We start from the raw sequence: 18,505 nt of genomic DNA, 5'->3' as shown, positions 1-18,505 counted from the left end.
AAAGCCTGATCCGCTACTCGCGAGTAGGAATACTCGAATAATGCCTAACTTAACTCGTCGTCAAATACTGCGTTCTGCCGCAGCTGTCACTGCCGCAGGGGCCGCGGGCTCCGCGTGGGCAGGAACTGCGCTCTCCCCTGCTGCCGCTGCCAGCGCCGGAGCGTTCGGTCACGGTGTTGCCTCCGGTGACCCGATGGCTGACAGCGTGCTGCTCTGGACCCGTGTCACCCCGTCGCCCGAGGCCCTGCCCGGAAGCGGACTGGGCAAGGATGTTCCGGTGGGCTGGGAAGTTGCCGCTGATGCGGACTTCAGGAAAATCGTTGCCCGGGGTAAGGCCACTACAGGAGCGGCCCGGGACCACACGGTCAAGGTCATCGCGGGCGGCCTCACGCCCGGCACAAGGTACTGGTTCAGGTTCACACTTGATCAGTGGGTGTCCCCTGTGGGCCGCACGCGAACGGCCCCGGCGGCCGGGGCCGCGGTGGACCGGCTGAAGTTCGGAGTCGTGTCCTGCGCCAACTGGCAGGCAGGATACTTCTCCTCCTACCGCCAACTTGCCGCCCGGGGAGACCTCGACGCCGTGCTCCACCTCGGCGACTACCTGTACGAATACGGACCCGGCGAATACCAGGCGCGCGACGTGGTGGTCCGTCCGCACGAGCCCGCCCACGAAATGACCCAGCTCGCCCACTACCGCCGCCGTCATGCCCAGTACAAGACGGATCCCGACCTGCAGGCACTGCACGCCGCCGCGCCGTTCATCGTGACCTGGGACGACCACGAATCAGCAAACGACGCCTGGAAGGGCGGCGCTGAGAACCACACCGAGGGCGCCGAAGGTGCCTGGAGCGAACGGTTTGCCGCCGCGCACCGGGCCTACGCGGAATGGATGCCCGTCCGCTACGAGCCGGGCGGCCAGATTTACCGGCGCCTCGACTTCGGCTCCCTGGCCAGCCTGTCCATGCTGGACCTGCGGTCCTACCGGGACCAGCAGGCCGTCAACGGAACGGACGCTGCGGTTAAGGATCCCAACCGCACCATCACCGGTGCCGCGCAGATGGACTGGCTGCTGGGCAACCTGAAGTCCGCCGGGCCGCAGTGGAAGCTGGTGGGCAATCCGGTCATGATCGCACCGGTCAGGGTTCCTTCGACCCTCAGCACCGCGGAACTGGGCGGTGTGCAGAAGCTGATGGGCGGGACGAGCATCAGCGGCGTCCCCTACAACGTGGACCAGTGGGACGGCTACGAGGCGGACCGCAACCGCGTGGTCCGGCACCTGCGGGACAACGCCGTCAAGGACACCGTTTTCCTCACCGGCGACATCCACTCCGGCTGGGCCTGCGACATTCCCGCGGATCCGGCCGCGTACCCGCTCACGGGCGACTCCGTGGCTGCGGAACTGGTCTGCACCTCAGTCACCAGCGATAACCTCGACGACATCCTCAACGTTCCGCCGCGCACCGGGTCCCTTGCCGTCGAGAACGCCATCAAGGCAGCCAACCCGCACGTGAAGTACCTTGATTTCGACTCGCACGGCTACTCAGTCCTGGACGTGACCCCTGCCGGTGTCCGGATGGACTGGTACGTGCTGGCCGAACGCACGTCCGCGAGTTCGGGCTCCAGCCTGTCCACATCGTTCACGGTGCCTGCCGGCACCAGCAAAGTTACGCCCACTCCGGGAGGACTCCAGTGACCTATTCAGCATCCGCACGCCCGACGCCGGGACGCCGGCAGTTCCTGCAGTTCGCCGCTGCCGGGGGCGCCGCCGTCGTACTTTCCGCCGCGCCGGGAACGGCGTGGGCCGCCCCGGCGGCGGGACGCACCCGGACCTATGTGCTGGTGGTGGACGGCTGCCGCCCGGACGAGATCACCACCACGCTGACACCCCGGCTGGCGGGCCTGCGTGCGGCGGGCACGAACTTTCCGGCCGCACGATCCCTCCCCGTGATGGAAACAATTCCCAACCACGTGATGATGATGACGGGCGTGCGTCCGGACCGCTCAGGCGTTCCTGCCAACTCCGTATACGACAGCGCCGAAGGAGTGGTCCGCGACCTCGACCGGCCCACTGACCTGCACTTTCCGACCCTGCTGGAGCGGCTCCAGGAGCAGGGGCTGACCACTGCTTCGGTGCTCAGCAAAAAGTACCTGTACGGCGTCTTCGGAACCCGGGCCACTTACCGGTGGGAGCCCCAGCCGCTCCTTCCGGTGACCGGTCATGCGCCCGATGCGGCCACGATGGACGCCCTCCTGGCGATGGTGGGCGGGCCGGACCCCGACTTCGTGTTCACCAACCTGGGCGACATTGACCGCGTGGGCCACTCCGACCTCTCCGGTACCACCCTGCGGGCGGCCCGGACGGCCGCCCTTGCAGACACCGACACCCAGGTGGGCCGCTTCATCGACCACCTCAAGGCCACCGGCAAGTGGGAGTCCAGTGTGGTGATGGTGCTCGCAGACCACTCCATGGACTGGTCCATCCCCACGAACGTGGTTTCGGTCGACCTGATCCTGCAGTCCCGGCCGGAACTGCAGTCGAACATCAGGATTGCGCAGAACGGCGGGGCGGACCTGCTCTACTGGACCGGGCCGGACGCAGACCGCGCGGCCGGTTTGGCCGCCGTCGAACAACTGGTCAGTGCGCATGAGGGCGTGCTCTCGGTCAACAGGCCGGGCGATCTCCGCCTGGGGGCCGAAGCCGGAGACCTGGTGGCTTATTGCCGGGCCGGCTGGCGCTTCTCCGACCCGTACGTGGCCTCCAACCCGATCCCGGGTAACCACGGGCACCCCGCCACCGAGCCGATTCCGTTCTTCATCTCCGGCGGCAGCCCGTTGGTGGTCCCGGGGGCAGTGTCGTCGGAACCGGCAAGGACTGTGGACGTGGCCCCGACTGTCGGCGCCGTGTACGGACTCAAAGATCCCCGCGGCGGGTACGACGGAACTGCCCGCTCCGGGGCCCTGCGGCTCTGACTTCGGGCCCTGGACAGCTAACGGACGACGGCGAGGCCCACCAGGGTGGCACCCTCACCGTTGGCGAAGGCAGACAGCGACGTGCTCGTTTCGCTGGGGAAGATCTGGTCCGTGATGGTGGCCAGCCCGTCCTGGGCGAAGACTTCCACCGAACAGCGGTCCAGGAAAACCTGAAGCCGCAACCGGCCATTCTCCAGCTCCACGGGGACCCGCTCCACGGAGGCAAAGTCCTCGTGGAAGCGGGTCTCCCCGGACGCTGCCCGGTCCAGGCGAAGCACCCCTTGGGCGACGTTGTAGGCCAGGACCGTCCGCTCGCCGGTGCCCTCGCGCAGCACCAGGCCAACCTCGTCCGCCGTGCCAGGCACAAACTCGGCATCAATCCGCAGCACCTCTGCGGGACCATCCAAAGGGATAGGGAAACAACCGGAAAGCTGCCGCAGTGGTAGCGAGCACACCACGTCACCGGTTACCGCAAAGGGATCAACCGGCTGCTGCTTCAGCACCACCTGCCCCGACTGCCGGATAAGGGTGACTTCGCGCACCAGGGTCATGGCGCCCCGCCAGCCGCCGGTGGGTGTCAAGGCACCGTACTGCCAGTTGTTCATCCAGCCGATCATCAGCCTGCGCCCGTCCGGAGCATTGCTGAAGGAGACGGCGGCGTAGTAGTCCCGGCCCCAATCGAGCCAGCCGTACTCCCCCATCCTGCTGCCGTCCTCCTGCATCCCTTCCGTGACCGTACTTTCGGAACGGAACCGGACGCCGTCGAACTCCCCGAGGAAGTACTGGCCGCCGGAACCGCCGGCGATGCCGCCGGGGTTCAGGTTCACCACCAGCATCCACTTGGACGTGCCGGGTTCCCCGTCGACCGGCAGTTCAAAGAGGTCCGGGCACTCCCACACGCCGCCGGTGGCGTTCGCCGGGCCGAAGGTGCTCAGGTAGTCCCAGGTCTTCAGGTCGTGGGACTTGTAGAGGAGGACTTCCCGGTCCACCGCCTCGACCGCCACCATGACCCAGTAACTCTCCACGCCGCCGTCGTACCAGAAGACTTTCGGGTCACGGAACTCGGCGGAGGCCCGGTCAAGCACGGGGTTCCCGGCGTACTTCCGCCACGTGGCGCCGTCGTCGGTGCTGTACGCGAGGGACTGCGCCTGGCGTCCCGCCAAAGGGGACCCGGCGGAGTAGGCGCTGGTGTAAATGGCAACCAGCGGGGCGGTGCCCCCGGTTCCGAATCCGCTGGTGTTGTGGACATCAACGACGGCGGAACCGGAAAAAATGGCTTCCTGCGCGTCGCACATGATGGCTACCGGCTGCTCGTCCCAGTGCACCAGGTCCGCCGAGGTGGCGTGGCCCCAGGACATGTTGCCCCAGTCCACGCCGTGGGGGTTGTGCTGGTAGAAGAGGTGGTAGACGCCGTTGGAGTAGAGCAGCCCGTTGGGATCGTTCAGCCAGTTGCGGGCGGCGGTGAAGTGGTACTCCGGCCGGAACCGGGAGTCTACGGTGAGGGCTGCTGCCATGGCTGCGTGTGCTTCTTTCGAACTGAGGGCTGAGGTCATGAGGGCATCAGCCTTTGACGCCGCTGGAGGCGATGCTGTTGATGAAGGACTTCTGGAACGCGATGAAGAGGATCACCACGGGCACGGTGATGAGTGAGGCGTAGGCCATGACTTCGCCCCAGGAGACGTTGAGCTGGAAGAAGTACTGGATGCCGATCATCACGGGGCGCAGCTCCTCGGACTGGACCACCATGAGCGGCCAGAGATAGGAGTTCCAGGCGGGCAGGAAGGTCAGGATGGCCACGGTGGCCGTGGCCGGCCCGGCGAGGGGCATGACCACCTGCCGGTAGATCTTGAACCACCCGGCGCCGTCGATCCGGGCCGCCTCATCCAGTTCCTTGGGAATGGACTCAAAGTACTGGTGGTACAGGTAGATGGAGAAGGCATTGGCAATGAACGGGATGATCTGGACCTGGTAGGTGTCCAGCCAGCCCTTGGAGAACTCGAGGCTGAAGCCGTCCAGCTCAAAGTAGGGCAACTGGTTGACCCACCACACCAGCGGCAGCGCCAGGGTCTGGAACGGCACAATCAGGGTGGCGAGGATGGCGCTGAAGACGATCCGCTTGCCGCGGACCTCCATGCGGGAGAGTGCGAAGGCGCAGAGGCTGTTGACGAAGATTCCCAGCACCACCGTCACCGCCGAGACCCCGATGGAGTTGACCAGGAAGCGGGCGGCGGGGACGCGGTCGAACACTGCGGCGTAGTTATCGAAGGAGATGTTCCCGATCGGCAGGAAGGCCGCCACGGAGGACATGTCACCGAAGATCTGCTGGTCCGGCTTGAGCGAGGACACCAGCATGAACACGATGGGGAAAACGGCGACGGCGGCGAACAGTACGCGCACAGCCATGGTCCCCAGGCTGGTCAGGTTCGTGGAAATGAGGGTCGGTTTCACGTCAGTCCTTCTCTCGGGTCAGGTAGCGCTGCACTGCGGAAACCAGCAGCACGAGGACGAAGAATACGAGCGAGATGGCCGAGGCGTAGGAGGTTTCCTGCTGCTTGAACCCGGACCGCACCGCCTCGTAGATGATGGTGGTGGTCGAATCCAGGGGACCGCCCTGGGTCATCACGCTGACCTGGTCAAAGAGTCCCAGCGCCTGGATGGTGATGGTCACCAGGACCAGGCTGCGGGTGTGCTTCAGGCCCGGCCAGGTGACGAACCGGAACTGCTGCCAGTGGCTGGCGCCGTCCAGCTGTGCAGCCTCGTACAGCTCACCCGGAACGCTTTGAAGCCCGGCCAGCCAGATGATCATGTGGAAGCCGGCTGCCTGCCAGATCGACAGTGCGATGATGGCCGGCATGGCCGTGGCGGGGTCGTTGAGCCAGTCGGCGCCCTGGATCAGGCCGAAGCTGAACGTGGAGAGCAGCTCGTTGATCAGGCCTTCACGGCGGTACATGAACATCCACAGGAGCGACACCACCACCATGGAGGTGACCACCGGCAGGAAGTAGATGGTCCGGAAGAAGTTCACGCCGCGGAACTTCTTGTTGATGAGCAGGGCCATGGCCAGGGCAAGGGCGGACTGCACCGGCACCACGATCACCGCAAAGTAGGTGACGTTGAGCAAAGCACGCCAGAACGTGGGATCAGCGAAGAGCCGGGCAAAGTTATCCGCCCCCACAAACTCCACCGGCCGCGGTGAAATCAGGCGGGCGTTGGTGAAGGCCAGGCCGAAGCCCATGATTGCGGGCAGGAAAACAAACAGCAGGAGTAAAGCGGCCGCGGGGGCGATCATGCCCCAGCCGCTGATCTGCTCGCGGAGGAAACCGGGGCGGGTGCGGCGGGAGCGGGTTGGGCCGCTGGCCTGTGCCGGCTCGGTAGCGGCCCGGGGTGGACGGGTGGGGAGTGGGCTGAGTGTCATGCGGGTCTCCTTGACAGGACCTGGGGTACGGACGAGGGCGGCGCGTGCCCGCCGTCGTCCGTACCCTCTGATCGCTGGCTATTTCTTGTAGCCGCCGTTGGATTTGATGTTGGCGTCAATCGCCTTGGCGGCCTTGTCCAGCGCACCCTGGGGATCAGCTCCGGCCAGGACGTCCTGGGCTGCCTTGCCGAATTCGGTGGCGATGAACGGATAGGCGGGGGTCTCCGGCCGCATCACGGCGTAGTTGCGGGAGAACTCCATGAAGATGCGGTTGGCGCCGCCTTCGGCGAAGGCCGGGATAAGTGCGGCGGCGTCATTGGTCGCGGGGATGGTGCCGGTGGCTTTGGCCACGGCGGCGAGGTTCTCCGGCTTCAGGGAGTAGGAGAGGTAGTCCATGGCGGCCTCGGCGTTCTCGCAGCCGCTGGTTACGCCCCACTGCCAGGACGCTCCGCCGATTTTCGGGCCGTTGCCGAGGTCCACGGTGGGCATGACCACCAGGTCCTCGCCGAGGGCGGTTTTGGCTTTGTCCGCGGCCCAGGACCCGGTGTACAGGATGGCGCTCTTGTTGTTCAGGAAGTCCTGGGTGGAGTCCTTGCCGCTCTTCTGGGCCATGAAGCCCTGGTCCACAAGGCCCCGGAACCAGCCCGCCCACTCAACGGCCTTGTCACCGTTCAGGACGCCGTCCGCTGACTGGAATCCGTCGCGGTTGATGAGGTCCCCGCCAAAGGACTGCAGCAGCGGCGAGTAGGCGTAGGGCAGCCATTCACCGGTGCCGGCTGTTCCCATGTCCAGCGGGTGCTCCCATTTGCCCAGGCCTTTGAGCTTGGTGAGGGCGTCCTGGAACTCGTCAGCGGTCCACGGCTTCTCGATGGTGGCCACGCGCACCCCGGCTGCTTTGAGGTCCGAGGCACGGGCCATCATGGCCAGGGCGACATCGTAGTAACCCACTGCATAGGTCTTTCCGTCCCACTTGGCCACAGTGCTGGGGAGGTTGCCGGCAAGGTCTGCGGACAGTTTCAGCGGCGTGAGGTATTCCGCCCAGGCCCAGTTGGGAACGTTGGGACCGTCGATGTCCACGATGCACGGGAGGTTCCCGGCGGATGCGGCGGACACCACGGAGTCGTTGTAGGAATCCTGGGGGAAGGCCTGGACCTTGACCTTTGCCTTCGCGCTGCTGCTGCTGTTGTAGGCGGCGACAACGTCCTCGATGGCCTTCAGCTCCTCGGGATTGCCTGCATTGTGGGTCCACATGGTGATTTCGTTGGCGCCCTCCGAGGAGGATGAGGCGCTTCCTTTGCTGCAGGCGCCCAGGGTGCCGAGGAGTGAGGCTGCGGCTAGGCTGGTGGCCAGGATACGGGTGAATCGCTTGTTCATGGTTGAGTCTTTCTGCTGATTTCGTGCATGGATGAGTAGCCCGTTTCCGTGAGGGGCGTAGCCGGTGCAACGGCTGCGTCCCTTCTTGCTGGCGGAGGCGGGGTTCGTGACGTGTTTGGGGTTTGAGGGCTGGAACCGCCTTAGAGCGGTGGCGGGCCAACCGAACCGCGGTGGACCACCGGGCAGTCGAGTTTTTCCTGGACCGCCGGTGAGACTGGGCCTTCGATATCGTTGAGGAGCCGGACCACGGCCCAACGCCCCATTTCGTAGTGCGGAAGGGCCACAGTGGTGAGCCCGGGCCACAGGGCGTCGGCGATGAGCTCAAGGTTGTCCATTCCGACAATCGAGACGTCTTCCGGGATGCGCAGCCCAAGGGCCGAGGCCGCCTGGTACACGCCCATCGCCACCCTGTCGCTGAAACAGAACAGGCCCGACGGCCGGTCCCGGAGCGCCAGCAGATCCATCGCCGTTTCCCGTCCACCCGCTGTATCCGCCACTCCGGCGGTGATATGCCGCGGATCAGGCGTCAGGCCGTGCCGGCGGAGGGCGTTCTGGAATCCCGCCAACCGGCCATGGGTTGCCGGGATGTCGTCCACGTTGTTGATCATTCCGATCCGGGTGTGGCCGGCATTGATCAGGGTTTCAACTGCCGCCTCGGCAGCGGCGGTCTCGTCCGGCACCACCGAGGAGACCGACGCATCGGTGGAGACTGCGTCGAGGAGGACGGTGGGCAGCCCGTCCAGTTCTTCCGGCAGCATCACGCCCTGGTGGTACATCTTGGCGTAGACAATGCCGTCCACCTGGTGCTGCTGGAGTATGCGGATTTCGCGTTTTTCCAGCTCGCTGTCCAGCCCGGAATTCACCACCATCAGCACGTAGCCGCGTTCGTAGGCGGCATCCTGGGCTCCGCGGATCATCGCGCCGGCAAAGGGGGTGGTGGTGATTTCGTCACTGACAAGGCCGAGGATCTGCGACCGCTGGTTGCGCAGTCCGCTGGCAAGCCTGTTGGGGGCGTAGCCGAGTTCCCTCGCCACGGCCCGGACATGCTGCTGGGTCTGCTGGTTGACCCGGGCGCTTGTGGCGTCATTGAGGGCGTGGGAAACCGTTGTCACTGAAACTCCGGCGGCCTTGGCCACTTCCCGGATGCCGATCTTTGTCGCCATTGACTGTTCCTTTGCAAAACGTTTTGCTTGTTGTGTTGATCACAGTAGCCAAAACGTTTTGCAACTGTCAAGCCCTGACGCTTAATCTTTGCGCCGGCCAGCCGCCGTCGGATGCAAGAATGGCGCCGTCACTGCAAATCTTTACCGGTCGGTACACTCCGGCCCTTCTGGGCATTTCACTGGGATCAGGACCATCGGCCCTTCTCCATCGCCGCAAAATCAGTGACGCTTGCCCCAGTGCGTCACTCACGGATGGTGGGAATCGCCAGGCCCTGACGGGGAGTGATTTCGCGACCCCTGCGGCCGTTGAATTCGTGGAGGCGTGGATGCCATGGGCTACTTATCGGACAGCCGAAGCCCTGGTGCGTTGCGCCGGTCCGTCGTGGCAGCCGCCGCGGCCGGGATCCTGCTGGTGCTGCCGGCATGCACATCTGAACCAGCCACCAGTCCAGCGTTAACAACCAGTCAAGCGTCACCGAGCAGCAGCTCTTCGCCCGCCGAAACGGACGGAATGCCTTCGAAGGTCTTCACAGACCAGGAACTCATGACGATCGGTAATGCCGTACTGCAGCAACACGGCCGCCCGATGGCAGACAGCGAACAGGTCCGGAAATCGTACGCCCTGATGCCTTCACCGCCACCAGGGTGGTACCCACGCCCAGCTGAACCAAGCGAATGCGCCGTATTCCATGAGCCCTGGCAGCATGAACCGCAGCTGGACCTGACGATGGGATTGGCCCTGGGCCTCGTGCCGATTGGTGGCTGGCCGGGCCCGGGGTTGATCCTGCTCGACCTGCGCAGCGCCCCGAGGGACGTCCTCGCCAAAGCTGACTTCGACTACACCGACGAGCTCCTGTCCCGCTGCGCGACTTTCGACACCACAGTTACCGATACTCGTGGCCCCGAGGTCTTTACCGTCCATCTGCTGCCCTCGCCCAAGATTGGAGAGAAGGCTTACGCCATGAAGACATCGTGGCAGGGGAACGACATCAGGCTCGGGCTTCGCGTCCTCGCCGGGACCCTCTCCATTGACATGGGCTCCAACAGGGAACTTGGGGTGTCCGACGCAGACGCGCTCGCCCTCATGGAGCAGGTCGCGCAGCAGCTCGTCGACGAAGCGGGTAAATCTGCTCGCGGGTAATCCCCGGGGCTTGCCCGCTGTTGTTAAGTGCCGCTCCCCTACTCTGCCGCTCCCCTATAGTGCCGCTCCCCTACAGTGCCGCTCTCCTACAGTGCCGACCAGCCGCCGTCGGACGCCAGGACCGCGCCGTTGAGGTTGGTGCCGTCGTCGCTGAGCAGGAAGGTGATCGAGGCAGCGAGCTGTGCCGAGGTGGCGGGCGTGGGGATGTTGACCTGCATCAGCGGCCCCAGGCGTTCGGCCGCCAGCTGCGATCCCCAGTTCGCAACGATATTGGTAATGGTGGCGCCGGGTGCAACGGCGTTGAAACGCAGTCCCTTGGGCCCGTACATCACGGCCGAGTTCTTGGTCAGGCCGATAACGGCGTGCTTGGAGGCGGTATAGGCGGCGCCGGCGGCCGAACCGCGCAGGCCCGCCTCGGAGGACACGTTGACCACGGAGCCGGTCCCGGCCTCGAGCATCAGCGGCACCACGGCGCGGGTGAGGCGCATTAGCGCAGTGACGTTGATCCGGAAGACGCGGTCCCAGGTGTCGTCGTCCACTTCATGGACGGGCGCGAAACTGTCCATGATGCCGGCAACGTTGGCCAGGGCATCAACCCTTCCGCCCGCGGCAGCCACGACGGCGGCCACCGTCTCCTCGGTGGAGATGTCGCCGGCCACGGGGACCAGGTCCAGTCCGGCGTTCGCGGTCATCAGATCGTCCAGGCGTTCCTTGCTGATATCGGCGGCGATGACGCGCCCGCCCTCCTTGGCGATCCGCAGGGCTGTGGCCTGACCGATGCCCGACCCCGCGCCGGTGACGATGACCGTCCTGCCGGAAAAGCGGCCGCTGGTGATGGCTTCTTGCCAGGTGGCTTCGGTGCCCATGGTGTCCTCCCGAACGTTGTTGGAGCTGATGCCAACTACTTTATGACACCCTGTGTCATTATGTAAGGGTGAATACTGATGCGATGCCTTCGGATGCTGCGAAGACCTCAGTTCCGCGCCCCACGGGCCGCCCGGCGACCATCGATCCCGATGCCGTGGCCGCCATCGCCCTGCGGCTTTTTGCCGAGCGCGGTTACGAGCAGACCTCCATGGAGGACATCGCCCGCGAGGCCGGCGTTGGCCGCAAGAGCCTGTACCGGTACTTCTCCAGCAAGGCGGAACTCATTTGGGGCGGGATGGAACCCGTGGTCGAGGCGTCCGGCCGGATTCTGGAATCAGCACTCGCGTCAGCGGACGACGGCGGCATCCTGGCCGACGGCAGCATCCTGGCGGGATTGCGCGAGGCAGCTGTCGCCGGGGTTGCGGTTCTGCCCGATCTCGCGGTGACCCGCGGCCGGCTCCGCCTGATCGCCGAACACCCCGAACTGGGCAGCCAGAGCTACGCGTCCCTTGCACCGCAGCGCGAGGTGGCCCGGACCTACCTGGTTGCGGCGGGGGTCCGGGAAGATGCGGCCGGGTATCTCTGTGCCGCGTACCTCGGGGCAACCTTTGAGGCGTGGATGCAGTGGGCCGCCGGAACTGATCCCGATCCGGCGCCTTACCTGGAGGCAGCCGTCAGGGTGCTCCGGGTGCCTGAGGCTTAGTCCTCAGACGTGCTGGTCGAACAGCACCGGGTTGCCGTCGGGGTCCGCGAGCATGAAGCTCGCCGGCCCGGAGGTTCCCTCGTCCGCCTCGGAGAGGAACTCCACGCCCTTGGCTTTGAGATCCCGCTGGAGTTCGCGAACATCGGTGAACGACTCCACGGCTTCCGCGTTCTGGTTCCAGCCCGGATTGAACGTGAGCATGTTCTGCTCAAACATCCCCTGGAACAGGCCGATGACCGTCTCGCCGTTCTTCAGGATCAGCCAGTTCTGCGTGATGTCGCCGCCGAAACTGCTGAAGCCCAGCTTCTCGTAGAACGCAGCGGACGCCGCGATGTCCTTGACTGTGAGGCTGATCGAAAAAGCGCCGAGCTCCATTGCTTACTCCACTCTCAAAGGGACGGATGCGTCCGATGTTACGTGGCTGCAGACCGATGACTCCCCCGCCCTGCTGCCAGCGCAGTGCTCCTGCAGCCTCTATCAGAGGTTTGCGGCTTCTTCCTGCGCCAGCCTGATCAGCCGAAGTTCGTCCTCCACCGCACGGGTTGGCCAGTATTCCTTCGCCAGCTGGCTTGCCCGGACCCGGTCTGCTGCCGGGAAGAGCTTGCCGAGCAGCCCGGCCGCCTGAAGGAGGGCGATCAGCGCCTTGGTCCTGGCGTCGGGTGCCTTGGCAGCCGGCTTCGCTGCCTCAGCGGCTCCCGCATCGGGCGCTCCCGCATCAGCCGCCCCAGCACCGGGTTCACCAGAGTCAGGCGCACCGGCGTCAGCGGCCGGAGAATCGGCCGTCCCGGAATCAGGGGCCACGAGATGGGACGCCGGACCGCTGAGTGCGGCCTGGATTTTTTCCAGGAGCGCGGCTTCAGGAGCGTGGTCCTTCTCCGGGTACCGCACGGCCCGGAACCGGCCCAGGCGCTTTTCGCCGACATGTTCAATGATGCCCTGCGCCGCCATCCCCTCGTAGAAGCGCTGCACTTCGGCCCGGCCCTCCAGCATGGAGACCCAACGCTTGGGCGTGTGGGGCCTGGATTTGCCGCGGATGAGCTCCAGCTCGTGCTGGAGGTCCGTTTGCGGGGCGTCGCCGGTAGCCCTGACGCGCTTTCCCTGCAGCTCTATTGCACCGATGAGGTCCAGCTCGGCGAGTATCGCCCCTGCCAAGGTGGTCCTGAGTGCGAACACCGGCACTTCAGGTTTGCCGTCTTTGTCATTCGTTGCCAGAAGGAGGAAGGCCTGGGGAAGGTTCAGCTCCGCCGCCTTCGGTATGTCAGCGTTCATATCAACATGGTGGCCCTGTTGGGCACCCATCACAATGAGAATTTGCAAGGGACTGACGGAGCCGTCCGCGTCCACGCTATTTGGAATCCGCCAGGCGCTCGCGGGGATCAGCAGGCATAAGCTGGTACCAGCACGTCTCGTCCAGCGCCGGGAGGTTCATCATGGACACTGAAACCGCCGAAGTGGTGGATCATGATGTCACCACCATCACCTGCGTGTGCGGCAACACCGTCAGCAAGGACGGGCTGATCCAGGCCAATTCACAGGGCGTCCCCGTGTACATCGGCGAGAACACCGCGGTCCCTTCAGGGCTGGCGGAATGGCCTGCGGATGAGGATCTCTACACCCTGTGCCCCTCCTGCGGCCGCGTGTACCGTGACGCGGTCATCGAAGAGACCGGGACAGCGCCCGTTGCTTTCCGGGTGGACGCCGCCACCGGCCCCATTGCCGAGGCAATCCGAGTCCACTGGGACCTCAGCACCTAGGCTGTACGAATGAATGAGGCCGTCCCACCTTCCCGCAGGCCCGGCATCCGCGCCGCAATGTTCGTTGACTTCGACAATGTCTTCACCGGCCTGCAGGCTCTTGACCCGATGGCAGCGAAACGGTTTGCCGAAGACCCCAAGCACTGGGCCGATGCGTTGTCCTCGGGGGGATCGGGCGAGGATGCCCGCCGCTTCCTGATCCGCAACTGCTACCTGAACCCGGTGGTCTACTCGAAGTACCGGACGTACTGGACCCGCGCCGGGTTCCGGGTGATTGACTGCCCGTCCCTGACCCAGCGGGGAAAGAGCAGCACGGACATCAATCTGGTGCTCGATGCCATGGATGCGCTCTCGGGCAACGTTGGCATCGAGGAGTTCTTCATCGCCTCGGCCGACGCCGACTTCACCTCCCTGATCCAGCGCTTCCGGGCCGCCGACCGGATGACCACCGTCATCGCAGCCGGCGCCGTGGCCTTCGCCTACCGCGAGATGGCTGACCATGTGGTGGAATCCCACGACTTCGTCGCCATCCTCAACGGGACAGCGGTGGAGCCTGTTCATGCGGTGGCCTCCGACAAACAGCAGAATGCCCCCACGGTTGCCAAGACCAAGGCCAAGAAGGCCTCGCCCGGGGTACGGGAGGTCCTGGAGTTCGTCCGTACCGCTCCCGGGCCGGTGGTGGGCGCGCTGGTGGCCCACCGCGCACTGACAGCGGACCCGTCCCTGAAGACAGACTGGGGCGGCCACGGAAAATTCGGCACCTGGGTCTCCCAGATCGGCCAGGAAATCGAGTACTCCCCGGCTCAGGGCGGCTGGGTCTGGGACGCGAAGAGGTTCTCCGCCGAGGATCTTCCCTCCCCGGCCGAACTGCAGCCCGGCATCGAGGAGCAGGTCACGCGGGTGACAGACGTACCGGCGCTTTCCGCGGCGCAGTTCCGGCAGATGTTCCAGGCAATGGAAGCCAGGCTCCGTGAGCATCCGGCCAACCGCACCGAACTCTCCCGGACGGTGCGGGATGACTGCGTCAGTGCCGGCCAGCCCGTCTCCCGCAACGCCGTGAGCTTCGTCCTTCAGGGCCTCGCCTACGTCAATTTTCCGCTCAATGACGAGCCGACGGCGGCGGAACTGGCGGCGGCGTGGACCGCGAACGTTGAGGAACTTTGCCGGGTGGCTCTGCTGGAGTTCGACGCCGGCGAGAAGCTCGCGGTGCGCCGCTGGGCCAGCGGCGGCCTACTCGGCGCGTAACAACGGAAGTCCCGCAATCCAGCCGCCGAGCTCCGCCAGCGTCTGGCCGGTGATGCCATGCCCGCCCGGGTCGCGGCGGGATGAGACGGCTGCACCGGATTCACCGTGCAGATAGTCCCAGGTGCGCTGCAGCAGGTCCGCGGGGATCACCCGGTCCTGCTCGCCATGGGCAACGAAGACCGGAACGCCCGCCAAACGCGCAGGCGTAACCGGCACGCCGGCGTCGAACGGCAGGGTGCCGTACAGGATGGCGGCACCCGCGAAGCGTGACGGGTCCGCCAGCAGCAGGCCGCCCGCGAAGGCTGCCCCGCCGCTGAACCCGACCAGCACCACGGGCCGGCCGGCCGGAGCCGCAGCATCAAGCCAGGTCCGGAACCAGGCCATGGTCTCGGCCAGTGATTCCACGGTGGGGCGGCCGATTCCCCGGTTGGCGAACCAGGCGTAGCCGCCGCCTTCGGCAATCGGTGCCCGCACCGCGGCGTAGGCGGGGCCTTCCGGCAGGTGGTCGGCGAGGCCGATGATGTCACGTTCGTTGGAGCCGCGGCCGTGCAGCAGAACCACCAGTGGCTTGGCCGGATCGGTGGATCCTGCGGTGGCGACGACGTGCCCGGTGTCGGTGGTTGCCATCTACTTGGTGACCTGGAGTCCGGTGTCCCAGTTGAAATCGGCGAACTCGGGGTTGGCCTGCATTGTCATCAGGACGAACTGGAAGCCTTCGAGTTCCCGGGCCCGCTTGAGCGGTCCCACCACCAGGGGCCGCATGCCTGCGGCGCTGGCGAAGCTGCCAACGGCATTGGTGGAGTCGGCGTTGTCACCGGCGATGAACACATCCAGGGGCTGGCCGCCGGATTCGCCGGCCACCAGGGGGCCTGCGAAGGTGGTGTTGAAGGCCTTGACCACGTGGGCGCTGGCGGGGGCGAGCTTGGCGAGCTCCTCCGCGGCGGACGTTCCCGGCGCCACGACCAATGAGTCGAAGGTTTCGAAGTTGACCGGGTTGGTGATATCCACGATGGTCTTGCCGGCCAAAGCCTCACCGTAGGTGGTTATCAGGGATTTCGCGGCATCGAACGGGACGGCCAGGACCACAATGTCGCCTTTGGGGGCCTGGGCGGTGGTGCCGAAGGTGACTCCGGCGCCGAGCTCGCTGGCGAGGGCCTGGGCCTTGCCGGCCTCCTGGCCAAGGATCTCCACGCTCTGGTTGGCGGCGAGTGCGCGGGTGGCGATGCCTCGGGCCATGTTGCCGTTGCCGATGATGGTGATGTTCGTCATGGGATTCTTCTTTCCGAATATGCGTGCCAGGAGGTTCTTCATCAGGTTCTGTTCTGTCTGCTGGTTGGTTACTTGAAGCTACAACTAAATATAGGCGTCGAAGGTTGAAGTGTCAATAGTCTTCTTTCCCCTCCACATCGGTCCTCTGGAACTCTGCCCGAGGAATTGCTCTGGTTCCCGTTTCCGCCTGACTGAGACAATGGCCCAATGGACATCGCGCTGGGACTTCTGGCTCTCGTCGCGGTGGTCTGCGCCGGGAGCGCCGTGGGCAGGAAGCTCAACATTTCCGTTCCGCTGCTGCTGGTACTGGCCGGCGTCGCAGCTTCCTTCCTGCCTTTCGTTCCGCGCATCGAGCTGAACCCGGAACTGGTCCTCGTGGGCTTGTTGCCGCCGCTGCTGTATGCCGCGGCGCTGCGGACGTCACTCTTCGATTTCGGTTCAAACCGCCGGGCCATCGGGTTGCTGTCGGTGGGCTATGTCATCTTCGGCACCGTCACCGTGGGCCTGGTGGTTTGGTGGCTGTTTCCTGAAATTCCGCTGGCGGCAGCCATCGCGCTCGGTGCCGTCGTGGCGCCGCCGGACGCCGTGGCCGCAACCGCGATCGCCCGGAAGGTGGGGATGCCGCGCAGGATCGTCACCATCCTCGAGGGCGAGTCCCTGGTCAACGACGCCACCGCACTGATCTGCCTCCGGGCCGCGATCGCCGCCATCGCGGGGGCGGTGTCAGCCGCGGAGATCGCCGGTGGATTCCTGCTCGCAGCCGGCGGCGGGGTGGTGGTGGGCCTGGCCGCCGCCTACATGCTGACCGAGCTTCGCAAGCGGATCAGGAACGTCCCGATCAATACCTCGACGTCGCTGGTGGCCCCCTTGGTGGCGTATCTTCCGGCGGAGGCGATCCACGCGTCCGGCGTGCTCGCCGTCGTCGTGACCGGGCTGGTGATGGGCACGAAGGCGCCGTCCATGCCCAACGGCGCCGCCCGGCTCAGCCAGCGCAGCAACTGGAACACCGTGCAGTTCCTGCTGGAAAACACGGTGTTCCTGCTGATCGGCCTGCAGGTGCGGACCATCATCGACGGCGTCCAGGATGACTCCCTCGGGGCAGGCCGGATCTGGGCCGGCTGCGCCATCATCCTGCTTGCGGTGCTGGTGCTCCGGCCGGTCTGGGTGTTCCCGGCGACGTACCTGCCCCGGCTGATCCCGGCGGTGCGGCGGCACGACCCGGCTCCGCCGTGGCAGTACGCCGCGGTGGTTTCGTGGGCCGGGATGCGCGGCGTGGTCACCCTGGCAGCAGTGCTGGTGCTGCCCGAGGACCTGGAGCACCGTTCGGTGCTGATCCTCGCTGCCCTGGTAGTGGTGGGCGGCACGCTGGTGCTGCAGGGTTTCACGCTTCCGGCGCTGGTCCGGGCCCTCCGGGTCCAAGGTCCGGATCCGCGCGAGGACGCGCTGAACCAGGCTTCACTGATGCAGCTTGCCACCGCGGCCGGCGTGGCCCGCCTGCAGGAACTGCGCACCGAGGACGATCCTCCGGAGGTGGTGGCCATGCTGAAACGGCGCACCCAGGAGCGCGGATTGGCGGCCTGGGAGCGGCTCGGCCGGCCCACTGCGGAGGCCGCGACGCCCAGCCAGCGGTACGCCCGGCTGCGGCTCGCCATGCTGGAGGCGGAGCGGGCCAAGGTGCTGGAACTGCGGAGCGGCGGCGAATATGCGCAGGAGGTCCTCAGCGAAGTGCTCGACCGGCTGGATATTGAGGAATCCATGCTGGACCTGTCGCTGGACGAGGTGGACACGTCCGGCGAGGGCGGCGGGGAGGGGATCGCGAGGCCCGGCGGGGTGTGCGCCCACCTCGAGTCAGCCCGGTCCCGGGAGGTGCCACGCGACGCGTACTGCGACGACTGCCTGAGGGAAGGCACGACGCCGGTCCACCTGCGGATGTGCCTGGGCTGCGGGAAGGTGGGGTGCTGTGATTCCTCCCCCGGCACCCACGCGTCCAAGCACTTCGGGATCACCCGGCACCCGGTGATGCGCAGCATCGAACCCGGCGAGGACTGGCGCTGGTGCTACCAGGACGACCTGCTGGGGTGACTCTCCCGGCGTCGGCGGGTGGGTTCTGGATCCGCAGTTACCGGTGTATGCGCTCCCGCCAGTCTGCGGGTACCTTCTCTGCCGGTGCAGGTGAAGGTTGCTCCGGCGGCCTGGACTGAGGATCCGGAAGCCTCGGGCCGCGGAAGAACTTCTTCGTGGTCTGTTCGTAGAACCAGTCCTCCCCAGGTTCAAAGGACCTCATGACGGGGTGACCTTCGGTACGTGCGTGGGCACTGGCATGCTGTGAGGGTGATGAATCGCAGCATCCGATGTGGCCGCATTGGGCGCAGCGGCGAAGATGCAGCCACCATCCCGGGCCGTCACCGCTAAGGCACTCCAGACACCCTGTTCCACTGGGCGTGGCGGCGAGGCTGATTCCCGGAATAGGGCGATCTTCCATGGGCTCCTCCTGTTCCGTAGGGAGCAATTCTGGCAGAATCTCCGCGTCCTTGGAATGTCAGGACGGAGGCGACAAACAGCCCTTGTCCCCACTGTCCCAGCGCGAGTATCGTGATCGCCACC

At 65.8% G+C, this 18,505-nt stretch carries 18 protein-coding genes; 7 read left to right on the top strand and 11 right to left on the bottom strand.

Going from position 1 to position 18,505, the window contains the following annotated elements:
* The first annotated feature begins 40 nt into the window (after positions 1-40).
* Positions 41-1,693: an alkaline phosphatase D family protein gene (locus ACS5PJ_RS05335; RefSeq protein ID WP_439433872.1), complete on the top strand. Its 1,653-nt coding sequence runs from the start codon at positions 41-43 to the stop codon at positions 1,691-1,693.
* Positions 1,690-2,970 carry an alkaline phosphatase family protein gene (locus ACS5PJ_RS05330; protein WP_439433871.1) on the top strand — a complete coding sequence of 427 codons (1,281 nt, stop codon included), beginning with the start codon at positions 1,690-1,692 and terminating at the stop codon, positions 2,968-2,970. The genes ACS5PJ_RS05335 and ACS5PJ_RS05330 overlap by 4 nt, the downstream gene beginning before the upstream one ends.
* 17 nt (positions 2,971-2,987) lie before the next feature.
* On the opposite strand, the gene ACS5PJ_RS05325 is transcribed toward ACS5PJ_RS05330, so the two are convergent.
* The 5 genes from ACS5PJ_RS05325 to ACS5PJ_RS05305 form a co-directional block, all read right to left on the bottom strand.
* A complete protein-coding gene (locus ACS5PJ_RS05325; protein ID WP_439434117.1) occupies positions 2,988-4,484 on the bottom strand; it encodes a glycoside hydrolase family 32 protein in 1,497 nt (498 codons plus the stop codon).
* Between the two features lie 46 nt (positions 4,485-4,530).
* Entirely contained in the window at positions 4,531-5,373 is an 843-nt protein-coding gene (locus tag ACS5PJ_RS05320) for a carbohydrate ABC transporter permease (protein ID WP_426228307.1), read from the bottom strand.
* A gap of 46 nt (positions 5,374-5,419) precedes the next feature.
* Positions 5,420-6,385 carry a carbohydrate ABC transporter permease gene (locus ACS5PJ_RS05315; RefSeq protein ID WP_439433870.1) on the bottom strand — a complete coding sequence of 322 codons (966 nt, stop codon included), beginning with the start codon at positions 6,383-6,385 and terminating at the stop codon, positions 5,420-5,422.
* 78 nt (positions 6,386-6,463) lie between these two features.
* Entirely contained in the window at positions 6,464-7,759 is a 1,296-nt protein-coding gene (locus ACS5PJ_RS05310) for a sugar ABC transporter substrate-binding protein (protein WP_439433869.1), read from the bottom strand.
* A gap of 140 nt (positions 7,760-7,899) precedes the next feature.
* The gene (locus ACS5PJ_RS05305) at positions 7,900-8,922 is read right to left on the bottom strand and encodes a LacI family DNA-binding transcriptional regulator (protein WP_439433868.1); all 1,023 of its coding nucleotides are present in this window, start codon (positions 8,920-8,922) and stop codon (positions 7,900-7,902) included.
* A 544-nt stretch (positions 8,923-9,466) separates the two neighbouring features.
* On the opposite strand from ACS5PJ_RS05305, the gene ACS5PJ_RS05300 reads away from it, so the two are divergent.
* Positions 9,467-10,063: a hypothetical protein gene (locus tag ACS5PJ_RS05300; RefSeq protein ID WP_439433867.1), complete on the top strand. Its 597-nt coding sequence runs from the start codon at positions 9,467-9,469 to the stop codon at positions 10,061-10,063.
* An 86-nt stretch (positions 10,064-10,149) separates the two neighbouring features.
* Here the strand turns inward: ACS5PJ_RS05300 and ACS5PJ_RS05295 are convergent, their stop codons facing one another.
* Positions 10,150-10,929: an SDR family NAD(P)-dependent oxidoreductase gene (locus ACS5PJ_RS05295; protein WP_439433866.1), complete on the bottom strand. Its 780-nt coding sequence runs from the start codon at positions 10,927-10,929 to the stop codon at positions 10,150-10,152.
* A gap of 83 nt (positions 10,930-11,012) precedes the next feature.
* Between ACS5PJ_RS05295 and ACS5PJ_RS05290 the strand changes: the two genes are divergently transcribed.
* Entirely contained in the window at positions 11,013-11,633 is a 621-nt protein-coding gene (locus tag ACS5PJ_RS05290; protein WP_439433865.1) for a TetR/AcrR family transcriptional regulator, read from the top strand.
* Positions 11,634-11,636: 3 nt separating this feature from the next.
* On the opposite strand, the gene ACS5PJ_RS05285 is transcribed toward ACS5PJ_RS05290, so the two are convergent.
* Together ACS5PJ_RS05285 and ACS5PJ_RS05280 are read right to left on the bottom strand one after the other, a co-directional pair.
* Entirely contained in the window at positions 11,637-12,008 is a 372-nt protein-coding gene (locus ACS5PJ_RS05285; RefSeq protein ID WP_439433864.1) for a VOC family protein, read from the bottom strand.
* Positions 12,009-12,110: 102 nt separating this feature from the next.
* A complete protein-coding gene (locus ACS5PJ_RS05280; RefSeq protein WP_439433863.1) occupies positions 12,111-12,902 on the bottom strand; it encodes a GOLPH3/VPS74 family protein in 792 nt (263 codons plus the stop codon).
* Between the two features lie 161 nt (positions 12,903-13,063).
* Between ACS5PJ_RS05280 and ACS5PJ_RS05275 the strand changes: the two genes are divergently transcribed.
* Both ACS5PJ_RS05275 and ACS5PJ_RS05270 read left to right on the top strand, forming a co-directional pair.
* Positions 13,064-13,387, top strand: coding sequence for a hypothetical protein (locus tag ACS5PJ_RS05275; protein WP_439433862.1), 324 nt, complete (start codon positions 13,064-13,066; stop codon positions 13,385-13,387).
* A gap of 9 nt (positions 13,388-13,396) precedes the next feature.
* Positions 13,397-14,632: an NYN domain-containing protein gene (locus tag ACS5PJ_RS05270; protein ID WP_439433861.1), complete on the top strand. Its 1,236-nt coding sequence runs from the start codon at positions 13,397-13,399 to the stop codon at positions 14,630-14,632.
* Here the strand turns inward: ACS5PJ_RS05270 and ACS5PJ_RS05265 are convergent.
* Positions 14,618-15,259, bottom strand: coding sequence for an alpha/beta hydrolase (locus ACS5PJ_RS05265; RefSeq protein ID WP_439433860.1), 642 nt, complete (start codon positions 15,257-15,259; stop codon positions 14,618-14,620). The two genes, ACS5PJ_RS05270 and ACS5PJ_RS05265, sit on opposite strands and share 15 nt — an antisense overlap.
* A complete protein-coding gene (locus ACS5PJ_RS05260) occupies positions 15,260-15,901 on the bottom strand; it encodes an NADPH-dependent F420 reductase (protein WP_439433859.1) in 642 nt (213 codons plus the stop codon).
* Between the two features lie 207 nt (positions 15,902-16,108).
* Here ACS5PJ_RS05260 and ACS5PJ_RS05255 point away from each other — a divergent pair, with 207 nt between their 5' ends.
* Complete coding sequence (locus tag ACS5PJ_RS05255; RefSeq protein WP_439433858.1) at positions 16,109-17,983, top strand: Na+/H+ antiporter; 1,875 nt, start codon at positions 16,109-16,111, stop codon at positions 17,981-17,983.
* 37 nt (positions 17,984-18,020) lie between these two features.
* On the opposite strand, the gene ACS5PJ_RS05250 is transcribed toward ACS5PJ_RS05255, so the two are convergent.
* The gene (locus ACS5PJ_RS05250) at positions 18,021-18,383 is read right to left on the bottom strand and encodes a UBP-type zinc finger domain-containing protein (RefSeq protein WP_439433857.1); all 363 of its coding nucleotides are present in this window, start codon (positions 18,381-18,383) and stop codon (positions 18,021-18,023) included.
* Positions 18,384-18,505 lie beyond the last annotated feature (122 nt).

Source organism: Pseudarthrobacter cremeus (assembly GCF_051857465.1).
Lineage (GTDB): Bacteria > Actinomycetota > Actinomycetes > Actinomycetales > Micrococcaceae > Arthrobacter.
Note: the sequence above shows the minus strand (reverse complement) of the source record. Positions and strands in the feature narration are given on the sequence as shown.

What these genes read in the sequence shown, in the direction of transcription:
- ACS5PJ_RS05260 (WP_439433859.1), bottom strand. Translation starts at nt 15,901, where the DNA reads ATGACGAACATCACCATCATCGGCAACGGCAACATGGCCCGAGGCATC.
- ACS5PJ_RS05265 (WP_439433860.1), bottom strand. Translation starts at nt 15,259, where the DNA reads ATGGCAACCACCGACACCGGGCACGTCGTCGCCACCGCAGGATCCACC.
- ACS5PJ_RS05335 (WP_439433872.1), top strand. Translation starts at nt 41, where the DNA reads ATGCCTAACTTAACTCGTCGTCAAATACTGCGTTCTGCCGCAGCTGTC.
- ACS5PJ_RS05300 (WP_439433867.1), top strand. Translation starts at nt 9,467, where the DNA reads ATGACGATCGGTAATGCCGTACTGCAGCAACACGGCCGCCCGATGGCA.
- ACS5PJ_RS05320 (WP_426228307.1), bottom strand. Translation starts at nt 5,373, where the DNA reads ATGGCTGTGCGCGTACTGTTCGCCGCCGTCGCCGTTTTCCCCATCGTG.
- ACS5PJ_RS05295 (WP_439433866.1), bottom strand. Translation starts at nt 10,929, where the DNA reads ATGGGCACCGAAGCCACCTGGCAAGAAGCCATCACCAGCGGCCGCTTT.
- ACS5PJ_RS05325 (WP_439434117.1), bottom strand. Translation starts at nt 4,484, where the DNA reads ATGGCAGCAGCCCTCACCGTAGACTCCCGGTTCCGGCCGGAGTACCAC.
- ACS5PJ_RS05250 (WP_439433857.1), bottom strand. Translation starts at nt 18,383, where the DNA reads ATGGAAGATCGCCCTATTCCGGGAATCAGCCTCGCCGCCACGCCCAGT.
- ACS5PJ_RS05310 (WP_439433869.1), bottom strand. Translation starts at nt 7,759, where the DNA reads ATGAACAAGCGATTCACCCGTATCCTGGCCACCAGCCTAGCCGCAGCC.
- ACS5PJ_RS05285 (WP_439433864.1), bottom strand. Translation starts at nt 12,008, where the DNA reads ATGGAGCTCGGCGCTTTTTCGATCAGCCTCACAGTCAAGGACATCGCG.
- ACS5PJ_RS05290 (WP_439433865.1), top strand. Translation starts at nt 11,013, where the DNA reads ATGCCTTCGGATGCTGCGAAGACCTCAGTTCCGCGCCCCACGGGCCGC.
- ACS5PJ_RS05270 (WP_439433861.1), top strand. Translation starts at nt 13,397, where the DNA reads ATGAATGAGGCCGTCCCACCTTCCCGCAGGCCCGGCATCCGCGCCGCA.
- ACS5PJ_RS05305 (WP_439433868.1), bottom strand. Translation starts at nt 8,922, where the DNA reads ATGGCGACAAAGATCGGCATCCGGGAAGTGGCCAAGGCCGCCGGAGTT.
- ACS5PJ_RS05275 (WP_439433862.1), top strand. Translation starts at nt 13,064, where the DNA reads ATGGACACTGAAACCGCCGAAGTGGTGGATCATGATGTCACCACCATC.
- ACS5PJ_RS05255 (WP_439433858.1), top strand. Translation starts at nt 16,109, where the DNA reads ATGGACATCGCGCTGGGACTTCTGGCTCTCGTCGCGGTGGTCTGCGCC.
- ACS5PJ_RS05280 (WP_439433863.1), bottom strand. Translation starts at nt 12,902, where the DNA reads ATGAACGCTGACATACCGAAGGCGGCGGAGCTGAACCTTCCCCAGGCC.
- ACS5PJ_RS05315 (WP_439433870.1), bottom strand. Translation starts at nt 6,385, where the DNA reads ATGACACTCAGCCCACTCCCCACCCGTCCACCCCGGGCCGCTACCGAG.